This window comes from Leifsonia sp. 71-9 (assembly GCF_001898805.1).
Classification (GTDB): Bacteria; Actinomycetota; Actinomycetes; order Actinomycetales; family Microbacteriaceae; genus Leifsonia.
The window spans coordinates 32,150-41,540 of the sequence record NZ_MKVJ01000016.1 but is presented as its reverse complement, the minus strand read 5'-3'; the positions used below and the strand labels follow the sequence as shown (position 1 = coordinate 41,540).

At 66.5% G+C, this 9,391-nt stretch carries 8 protein-coding genes and 1 rRNA gene; 2 read left to right on the top strand and 7 right to left on the bottom strand.

Annotated features, from left to right (window positions below):
* From BGO91_RS09745 to BGO91_RS09720, 6 genes are all read right to left on the bottom strand, one after another.
* Positions 1-354: ribosomal RNA gene (locus tag BGO91_RS09745) — 16S ribosomal RNA — on the bottom strand; the annotation flags it as partial.
* A gap of 738 nt (positions 355-1,092) precedes the next feature.
* A complete protein-coding gene (gene ccsB / locus BGO91_RS09740) occupies positions 1,093-2,163 on the bottom strand; it encodes a c-type cytochrome biogenesis protein CcsB (RefSeq protein WP_290472563.1) in 1,071 nt (356 codons plus the stop codon).
* 9 nt (positions 2,164-2,172) lie between these two features.
* Positions 2,173-3,798, bottom strand: coding sequence for a cytochrome c biogenesis protein ResB (locus BGO91_RS09735; RefSeq protein WP_290472562.1), 1,626 nt, complete (start codon positions 3,796-3,798; stop codon positions 2,173-2,175).
* Positions 3,782-4,522 (bottom strand): cytochrome c biogenesis protein CcdA, encoded by a 741-nt coding sequence (locus tag BGO91_RS09730; protein ID WP_290472561.1) that lies wholly within the window; start codon positions 4,520-4,522, stop codon positions 3,782-3,784. The genes BGO91_RS09735 and BGO91_RS09730 overlap by 17 nt, the downstream gene beginning before the upstream one ends.
* 1 nt (position 4,523) lies before the next feature.
* Positions 4,524-5,141, bottom strand: coding sequence for a TlpA disulfide reductase family protein (locus BGO91_RS09725; protein WP_290472560.1), 618 nt, complete (start codon positions 5,139-5,141; stop codon positions 4,524-4,526).
* Positions 5,141-5,863: a histidine phosphatase family protein gene (locus BGO91_RS09720; protein ID WP_290472559.1), complete on the bottom strand. Its 723-nt coding sequence runs from the start codon at positions 5,861-5,863 to the stop codon at positions 5,141-5,143. The genes BGO91_RS09725 and BGO91_RS09720 overlap by 1 nt, the downstream gene beginning before the upstream one ends.
* Positions 5,864-5,969: 106 nt before the next feature.
* Between BGO91_RS09720 and aspS the strand changes: the two genes are divergently transcribed.
* Positions 5,970-7,298 carry an aspartate--tRNA(Asn) ligase gene (aspS, locus tag BGO91_RS09715; RefSeq protein ID WP_290472558.1) on the top strand — a complete coding sequence of 443 codons (1,329 nt, stop codon included), beginning with the start codon at positions 5,970-5,972 and terminating at the stop codon, positions 7,296-7,298.
* Here aspS and BGO91_RS09710 read toward each other — a convergent pair.
* Entirely contained in the window at positions 7,228-7,992 is a 765-nt protein-coding gene (locus BGO91_RS09710; RefSeq protein ID WP_290472557.1) for a JAB domain-containing protein, read from the bottom strand. The two genes, aspS and BGO91_RS09710, sit on opposite strands and share 71 nt — an antisense overlap.
* A gap of 208 nt (positions 7,993-8,200) precedes the next feature.
* On the opposite strand from BGO91_RS09710, the gene BGO91_RS09705 reads away from it, so the two are divergent.
* The gene (locus BGO91_RS09705; protein ID WP_290472556.1) at positions 8,201-9,388 is read left to right on the top strand and encodes an acetyl-CoA C-acetyltransferase; all 1,188 of its coding nucleotides are present in this window, start codon (positions 8,201-8,203) and stop codon (positions 9,386-9,388) included.
* Positions 9,389-9,391: the final 3 nt, after the last annotated feature.

Sequence of the window (9,391 nt, the reverse complement as noted above, 5' to 3'; positions counted from 1 at the left end):
TGCTGCCTCCCGTAGGAGTCTGGGCCGTGTCTCAGTCCCAGTGTGGCCGGTCACCCTCTCAGGCCGGCTACCCGTCGTAGGCTTGGTGAGCCGTTACCTCACCAACTACCTGATAGGCCGCGAGTCCATCCTTGACCGAAGTTCTTTCCAACTGCTGAAGATGCCTTCGCAGTTCGTATCCGGTATTAGCTTCCGTTTCCGGAGGTTATCCCAGAGTCAAGGGCAGGTTACTCACGTGTTACTCACCCGTTCGCCACTAATCCCCAAGAGCAAGCTCCTGGTTCATCGTTCGACTTGCATGTGTTAAGCACGCCGCCAGCGTTCGTCCTGAGCCAGGATCAAACTCTCCGTAAATGTTTAGCTCCACAGTCGCAAGCGACTGGGAAACATTGTGCAGGCAGGACAGGAAATGTGTCCAAGCACTGCGAGTTTGTCTTGACTAGTTTCGAATATCTACTGACATTCTGTTCTAATCCAAAGGAATCTCGTATCGACCATCAGACCGAAGTCTTTCAAGTCAATACCGAGGTTATTTGGCATTTGACATTGTGCACGCTGTTGAGTTCTCAAGGATCGGACGCTCTCACCTTTCACCCTCTCGGGCTGCTCTGTGAGGCAACTTCTCTACCTTACCACTCTCAGTCAGTTTGTCAAGTCGGCCGTTTCGCGCTCTTTCGTTCATCCATCGTGGGATACATCCGATTTGCACGAACCGAACCGGTTAGACCTGCTCAGTGAGTGGGGTGTTAATCCTAAGCGCAACAAAGGAACTCTTACAAGTTCCGATTTGCCGCTAGGCTAAGGATTTGGTCCCTCTTGAGGCCGGGAAGCTCTTCCGCTCTCCCGCACCTTTGGGGTGACAAGTAAGTACTTTACGCAGGTCCCCGAGAGCGTGCAAATCTCGCGATCATCCCGGGCGTGTCGCGCTTGACTTCCGCGGAATCACGCGGTTTTTCTAACGTCGCCCCTGACATCACCCCGGCGAAGCCCACGCTTTGGTCGGGTCGGGGTCTCCCTCGAATGCCGAAAGCGCCGGCCCGAATCCAGTGCAGGATTCCGGCCGACGCTTTCCAGTCGACGGATGGGGACGGGTTACAGACCCGAGTACGTGTGCAGCCCCTTGAAGAACACGTTCACGATCCCGAAGTTGAACATCACGGCGGCGAACCCGATGATCGCGAGCCAGGCCGAACGCGATCCGCGCCAACCGCGGGTGGCGCGCGCGTGGATGTACCCCGCATAGATGACCCAGATCACGAAGGTCCAGACCTCCTTCGTGTCCCAACCCCAGTAACGGCCCCATGCCTTCTCAGCCCAGATCGCTCCGGCGATGAGGGTGAAGGTCCAGGCGATGAAGCCGACGATGTTGATCCGGTAGGCGAGGTTCTCGAGTGCGACCGAACTCGGCAGCGTTGCCAGGAACCGGAACTGCTGCGGACGGGACTCGGCGATCTGACGCTCCCGCCGGTACTGCAGCAGCTGCAGACCGGAGAGCGCGAACCCGAGGGCGAAAAACGCCGTGCCCAGCACGGCGACGATGATGTGGATCACCAACCAGTACGACTGCAGCGCCGGCTGGAGCGGAACCACCGGCACGTAGTAACGCAGGAGTGCGATGCCCTGGAGCACCAGGACCAGACCCACGATGAACGTCCCGAGGTACTTGATGTCCCACTTGAGGTTCGCGACCAGGAAGACGCCGATGATGACGAGGGTCCCCGTCATCGAGAACTCCCACATGTTGGCCCACGGCACTCGCGCGGCAGCGATGCCGCGAAGCACCGTCGCCACGAGGTGGAAGGCGAAGCCGATGATCGTGAGCGTGAATGCCCACCGGATCGACGTCGACGACACCGACCCGTTCATGACGTCGTCTTCGATACGGGTGCTGATCCGGGACGACAGCCGCCCGAGCGCCGAACTCGGCGGCGCCTCGACGTGCGGGGTTCCCCCGGTGTCCGCCGTGATGGTGGTCCGCGCTCCCGCGTTCGCCGGCACGGCGGCGCGCCTGGCGACGGCGCTGGGCACCGATGCGGCTTCGACCGCGGTCACCCGCGCTCCTCGTCGGGCGAGATCCAGCGCGAAGGCGATGAATGCAGCGGCGTAGACCCCCATCGCCGCGTAGATGAACACGGTGGAGAGCTGGGACAGGGTCTCGGTCACGGTGAAAACCTAATTCTTCTGTTGGCGGGAGAGGGATGTCGCGTGTTCGTCCGCGATGGCGGAGACGGCTGCGATCAGATTGGGGTCCTCACCACGGGCGAGGCCAGCGTACTCCAGGGTGAGCGAGCCGTCTCGGTTCTCGACGGCTTTCACCCAGATACGACGTCGTGGCACGAAGAGCGCGACCAGGAGGCCGGTGAAGATCAGCACCGCGAAGGCGAGCACCCATCCCTGCGCGGGATCGTGATGCACGTCGAGCGACACGTAGCGCTTCACGTTGTCGAGCGAGATCGTGCCGAGCCCGTTCGGGAGCTCGACGGTCTGCCCGAGTTTGATCTGGAGCGCCTTCGTCTTGGTCGGGGGACCGGCCACCTGCTCCAGCTTGTCGGTGTTCAGGCTGTAGACCGACTGCGGGACCCCGCTGTCGACGCCCAGGTCGCCGACGTAGACGTTCAGGCTCAGCAGCGGATCGTTCAGACCCGGGAACGTGGAGGTCAGAGCGCCGCTCGCCGTCTGACTGTCGCCGACGGTGGGATAGAAGAAGCCCCTCATCCCCACCTGCGTCTTCAGCCCGTCCGGGATCTTGATCCAGCCGAGCGAGGTGAGCCTCGCATCCTCCGCGAGGAACGGCACCGAGTCGGTGAACACCACCTTGCCGTCCGGATCACGCACGGTGACGGTCGGCGCGTACCCGTTGCCGAGGAGGTATACGTTCGTCCCCCCGATGGCCAGCGGCTCGTTCACCTTGATCGTGGTCGAACTCGACGCGCTCCCCGGGCCGGTCGTGGTCACGTGTGCGGTGTAGTCCAGCGGAGCGCCGACGGCGTTCTTGTTCTCGGTCTCGTAGGACACGTCGAGCTTGTCGACGCGGATCGAGAACGGCGCGAGCGCCGAATCGCTGAAGAAGCGTCCCGGGTTGAACGAGTTGTACGAGGGAAGACTGTTCACGAAGCTCTGTCCCTCGACGACCACCTTCTGCCCCGTGTAGCCGAAGCCGCCACCGACGCCGATCGCGACCAGGACCCCGAGAAGGGCGATGTGGAAGACGAGGTTGCCGCTCTCACGCAGATAGCCGCGCTCCGCCGAGACGGAGATCGAACGGCCGTCCTCGTAGATCGCCGTCCGATAGCGGGCCTTGCGGAGGATCTCCCGCGCTTCGGCGATCGGTTCGGGGGCGTTCGCGCGGAGCTCCGCCGGCAGGATCCGCGCCTGGAATCCGGCCATCCTCGTCAGGCGGACGGGCGTCTTCGGCGGCTTGGCGCGCATCGCCTGGAAGTGGTGCTTCGTGCGCGGGATGATGCAGCCGATGAGGGACGCGAAGAGCAGCAGATAGATCGCCGAGAACCAGGCCGACGTGTAGACGTCGAAGAATTGCAGCTTGTCCAGGACGGGCGCGAGCTGCGGGTTGTCGGTGAAGTACTGGATGACGCCGTTCGGGTCGGCGGTGCGCTGCGGAACCAGCGAGCCGGGTACGGCTGCGACCGCCAGCAGCAGGAGCAGGAACAGCGCCGTGCGCATGCTCGTGAGCTGCCGCCAGAACCAGCGCACCCATCCCAGGGGGCCCAGCTTCGGCTGGACGACATCGGGGTCGACGTGCGGAGGCGCGGAGTCGATGTGATCAGAGGGCCGGCTCAAAACCTTGGATCACCGCCAAGAACTGGGACATGATTGCGCTCCAGAGGCCCGAGGCCATGAGAATGCCGATGATCACCAGCAGAACGCCGCCGATGATGTTGATGGTGCGGATATGCCGCTTGATAAAGGCGACGGAGCCCGCGACCCAGTCGAAGCCGAGCGCCACGAGCAGGAACGGGATGCCGAGGCCGATGCAGTAGAAGAGCCCGAGGAGCGCCCCGCGCCACGGCGACCCCGTGCCGACGCTCAGCGCGCTGATGGCGGCGAGGGTCGGGCCGATGCACGGCGTCCAGCCGAGGCCGAACACGATGCCGAGCAACGGCGCGCCGATCAGGCCGGTCGCCGGCCGCCAGCCCGGCTTGATCGTGCGCTGGAGGAAGGAGAACTGCCCGATGAACACCAGGCCCATGATGATCACGAGAACGCCGAGGATCCGGATGACCATCTCCTGCCAGCGGACCAGCCAGAGTCCCAGGGCACCGAAGGCGGCACCGTAGGCGATGAAGACGATGGCGAAGCCGAGGATGAAGAGGGCGACGCCCGTGATCACCCGTGACCGGTCGCGCTTGCCTCCCGGGTCGCTGATCCCGCCGACGTAGGCCAGGTAGCCCGGCACCAGCGGGAGGACGCAGGGCGACGCGAACGAGACGAGGCCGGCGAGCAGCGCGATCGGCAGCGCCAACACCAGCTGGCCGCTGAAGACGATCTCTCCGACTCCTCCCACGTCAGTTCTCGGCCACGGCGTCGGAGATCAGGGAGTCGAGGATGCTGCGGTCGGGAATCGCACCCAGGATGCGCGCGGAGACGCGCCCCTTCTTGTCGATCACGAGCGTGGTCGGTGTCGCCTTCGGCGGAACGGTCTTGCTGAACGCGAGGAGGACGGAACCCGTGTCGCGGTCCAGGACCGACGGATAGGTGACGCCCTTGTCCTTCTCGAAGCTCGCCGCCGTGCTCGCCGAGTCGTAGAGGTTGACGCCGAGGAAGCCGACGCCCTCCGCCTTGTACTTCTGGTAGAGGGCCTCGAGGTCGGGCGCCTCCACGCGGCACGGCGGGCATCCCGCGTACCAGAAGTTCACGACCAGGACGTCGCCGGCGTAGTCCTTCGACGAGACCGGTGATCCGTCGGCCAGGGTGCCCTGGAAACTGACCGCGTCGCCACGGCTGCCGGCGGCGAACTCGCTGACGGTGCCGTCCCCGGCGATGTAGTTCTGCCCGGTGCCGGAGCGGTACTGCGTCGCGAGGCTGTCGTTGGCCGTGCAGCCGCTGAGCAGCAGCGCGGCCGCGGCAGCAGCGGCCGGCAGCATCAGGGCAAGGCGACGGGTTCGGGTCTTCGGGGTGCGCATCACACGGCTCCCACATCGGTCGCCGAGGCTTGGAGGTCGGCGGCCGGCTCGACGTACCCCACCTCGACGAGACGGAGGACGGGTGGGCCAGGCTCGGCAGCCGGCGACTCGGCGGTCCCGGCGGACGGCGACGCGGCGGCCGACGGCTCGGCGGCCAGCGGCTCCGTGGTGCGCTCGAACGTCGTGATGCTCGAGAGCGCGCAGCGCCGCGATCGCGGATCGTGCCAGAACCGCTCGCCGGCGACAGACAGGTGGGAGATCCAGATCGGGAGCTGGTGGCTGACCAGGACGACATCGCCCTCGTCGACGGACTCGAAGGCGTCGTCGATGGCGGCCCGCATGCGCTTCGCGATGCTGGCATAGGCCTCGCCCCAGCTCGGCCGGAGCGGATTGATCAGGAACGGCCAGTTCTGCGGCTTCTTCAGCGCGCGCCGCATCACGGTGCCTTCGAAGTGATTCGTCGGCTCGATGATCCGGTCGTCGATCGTGGGCTCGACTCCGACCGCGGCAAGGATGGGCGCCGCCGATTCGCGGGTCCGCTGGAGCGGGGAGACGCGGACGGAGGCCACCGGGCGGCCGCGCGAGATGATCTCGTCGGCCGCGCTCTGAGCCATCCGGTGCCCGAGTTTGGAGAGGCCGAAGCCCGGCAGCCTGCCATACAGGATGCCGTCGGGATTGAACACCTCGCCATGGCGGACGAGATGAACCTGGCTTGCTACCACAGCCCCAGTCTACGGAGCCTTTTCCCTTGAATTCACTGAGCGCGGGCACGGGCGCCTCCGCTGGACCCCCTCCGGGCGGTAAGCCCGGGCGGTAGGCTTGCTGATCGTGACCGCACGCGTTTTGATCAGAGACCTCGCCGCCCACCCCGACGGCCCCGTCAGCGTCGCCGGATGGGTCGAAACCGTCCGCGACCAGAAGAAGGTGCAGTTCGTCGTGCTGCGCGACGAGTCGGGAGCGGTGCAGCTGGTCAACCCGCGCACCGTCGCTGAGGACGGCACCGTCGTCGCCGACGAGCCCGCCACCACCATCTCCGGTCTTTCTCAGGGAAGCTTCGTGCGCGCCACCGGCGAGCTGAAGCACGACGAGCGCGTCAAGCTCGGCGGCATCGAGATCAAGCTGAGCACTCTCACCGTGGAGACCGCTGCCATCCCGGAGACGCCGATCGCCGCCGACAGCGGTATCGACAAGCGCATGGACTGGCGCTTCCTCGACCTGCGCGAGCCGAAGAACAACCTCATCTTCCGCGTGCAGACAACCTTCGAGCACGCGCTGCGCCAGTACTGGGTCGAGAACGACTTCGTCGAGATCCACACCCCGAAGCTGATGGCCTCCGCCTCGGAGTCGCGGGCCGAGCTCTTCGAGCTGGACTACTTCGAGACCACCGCCTACCTGGCGCAGAGCCCGCAGATCTTCAAGCAGATGGCTCAGGCCGCCGGCTTCGGCCGCGTGTTCGAGATCGGCCCGGCGTTCCGCGCCGACCCCAGCTTCACCAGCCGCCACGCGACGGAGTTCACGAGCATCGACACCGAGCTCAGCTGGATCGACAGCCACGAGGATGTCATGAAGGTGCACGAGGAGCTCCTCGTCGCGGGGTTCACCGCGGTCAAGGAGAAGCACGGCGAGGAGATCGAGGCGCTGTTCGGCGTCGAGGTGACCGTCCCGGCGACTCCGTTCCCGCGGATCCCGCTCGCCGAGGCCAAGCGGATCGTGGCCGAGCGCGGCTACGAGGTTCCGCGCGACGACGACGACATGGACCCCGAGGGCGAGCGTCAGATCTCCGCGTATGTGAAGGAGACCTACGGCCACGAGTTCGTGTTCCTGACGGACTACGCCTCGACCATCCGGCCGTACTACCACATGCGCCACGAGGACGATGAGTCCATCACCAAGAGCTATGACCTCATCTTCAACGGGGTCGAGATCTCCACGGGCGCCCAGCGCGAGCACCGCGTCGACGTCATCGAGAAGCAGGCGCGCGAGAAGGGCCTGTCCGTCGAGGAGCTCGAGGACGTGCTCGCCTTCTTCCGCTACGGCGTTCCGCCGCACGGCGGCTTCGGAATGGGGCTGGCGCGCGTGCTGATGCTCATGCTGCACCTCTCGAACCTGCGTGAGACGACCTACCTGTTCCGCGGACCGACGCGCCTGACCCCGTAGAGCCCGACCCGCTCGCGGTGATCGACGACCATCGGTCCCCTGCGACGAGGATGTGGCCGAGGAAGCGGAGCCCGATCGTCGCCGCCGCCTGATCCAGTCGGCGCGTGAGCACGAGGTCGGCGACGGATGCGTCGATGACCCCGGACGGATGGTTGTGCGCGACGGCGAAGGATCTGCCACCGCGGGTGATGACCGGCTGCAGGACATCCGCCGGCTGGATGCGCGTATCGTCCACGCCTCCGTCGCTGAGGAGGACCAGCTCGAGCGGACGGGCCGCGCGATCGGCGACGACCACGAGGAAGCGCTCGCTGTCGCGATGCAGGAGCTCGGGCCGGACGATGTCGGCGATCGCCTTGTCGTCGACCAGACGCGTCCAGGCCGACGATGCACCGGCACGCCGCCAGATCTCGATGATCGCGACCAGGCGCCCCGCGGTCGCGGGCCCGACGCCGGGGAGGGTCTCGAGACGCGCGAAGTCCATCGTCGCGAGTCCGGGGAAGCCGCCCGTGCGACGGAGGATCGAGCGGGCCAGGGCACGGACGCTCTTGCCGCTCTGACCCGAGCCGAGCACGAGAGCGAGCACTTCGTCGTCGGTGAGTGAACCGACGCCGAGACGCCGCATTCGCTCGCGGGGCCGGTCGTGCACGGGGACGCTCGCAAGGGATTCCTCCTCGTCTGGTGGTTGCTGGGACATGACTCCACGGTAGGAATGAGGACGCCTCCTCGAAGCCGGTGGCCAGAATCTGTGGAGAAGTCCCCGCCGGGCCCTTGCTGTGGATAAGGGGACGAAATCTCTCCACAGGTCTGTGGATCAACGATCTGTCCACGGATTCCGATCACTCCGGGACGGTCGGCACCGACGGAGCCACAATGGAGTCATCCAGCAACGTAAGGAGCAGCACATGGCCAGTCCGGACGACGTCGTCATCCTGTCCGCCGCCCGAACCCCGTTCGGCAAGATCAAGGGAGCACTCGCGTCGCTGAGCGCCGTGCAGCTCGGCGCCACTGCCCTCACGCAGGCGCTGAAGCGTTCCGGTCTTGATGCAGATGCCGTCGACACGGTGATCTTCGGCCAGGTGCTCCAGGCAGGGGCCGGGCAGAACCCCGCCCGACAGACCGCTATCGCGGCCGGGATCGGGTGGAACGTCCCCGCGACCACCATCAACAAGGTGTGTCTCTCCGGCCTCGCCGCCGTCACCGATGCGGCGCGCCTGATCCGTGCGGGCGAGGCGACGGTCGTCGTGGCCGGCGGTCAGGAGTCGATGACCAATGCGCCGCACGTGCTGCCCGGTTCACGCATGGGGTGGACCTATGGATCCATCCAGGCGCTCGACTCCGCCGCACACGACGGGCTGACCGACGCCTTCGACGGCATCTCGATGGGGGCGTCGACCGAGCGCTACACCGAACAACTCGGGCTCACCCGGGAGGCGCAGGACGCGTTCTCCGCCGCATCGCACCAGCGGGCGGGGGCGGCAGCGGCCGCCGGTGTCTTCGACGACGAGATCGCGCCGGTCAGCATCCCGCAGCGCAAGGGCGAGCCGCTCGTGGTCAGCAGCGACGAAGGCGTGCGTCCCGATTCGACGTCCGAGACGCTGGCGCGGCTCAAGCCGAGCTTCGCGGAGGGCGGCACGTTGACCGCCGGCAACTCCTCCCCCCTGAGCGACGGAGCGGCCGCACTGGTGCTGACCAGCCGAGGGAACGCCGAGCGCCTCGGGCTCGATTGGCTTGCCGTCGTGGGGGCGAGCGGGCAGGTGGCGGGGCCCGACAACTCGCTCCACTCGCAGCCGTCGCACGCGATCGAGGCGGCGCTGTCCCGCGCGGGATGGGGTGTGGACGAGCTCGACCTGATCGAGATCAACGAGGCGTTCGCCGCCGTGGCGCTGCAGTCGATGGCCGATCTCGGGGTGAACAGCGACTCCGTGAACATCCACGGCGGAGCCATCGCACTCGGCCACCCCATCGGAGCGTCGGGGGCGCGGCTGGCCGGTCACGCCGCGCACGAACTCGCTCGCCGGGGTTCCGGGCGGGCGGCCGTGGCGCTGTGCGGCGGGGGCGGCCAGGGGGAGGCCCTGCTGCTCTGGCGGTGAGGC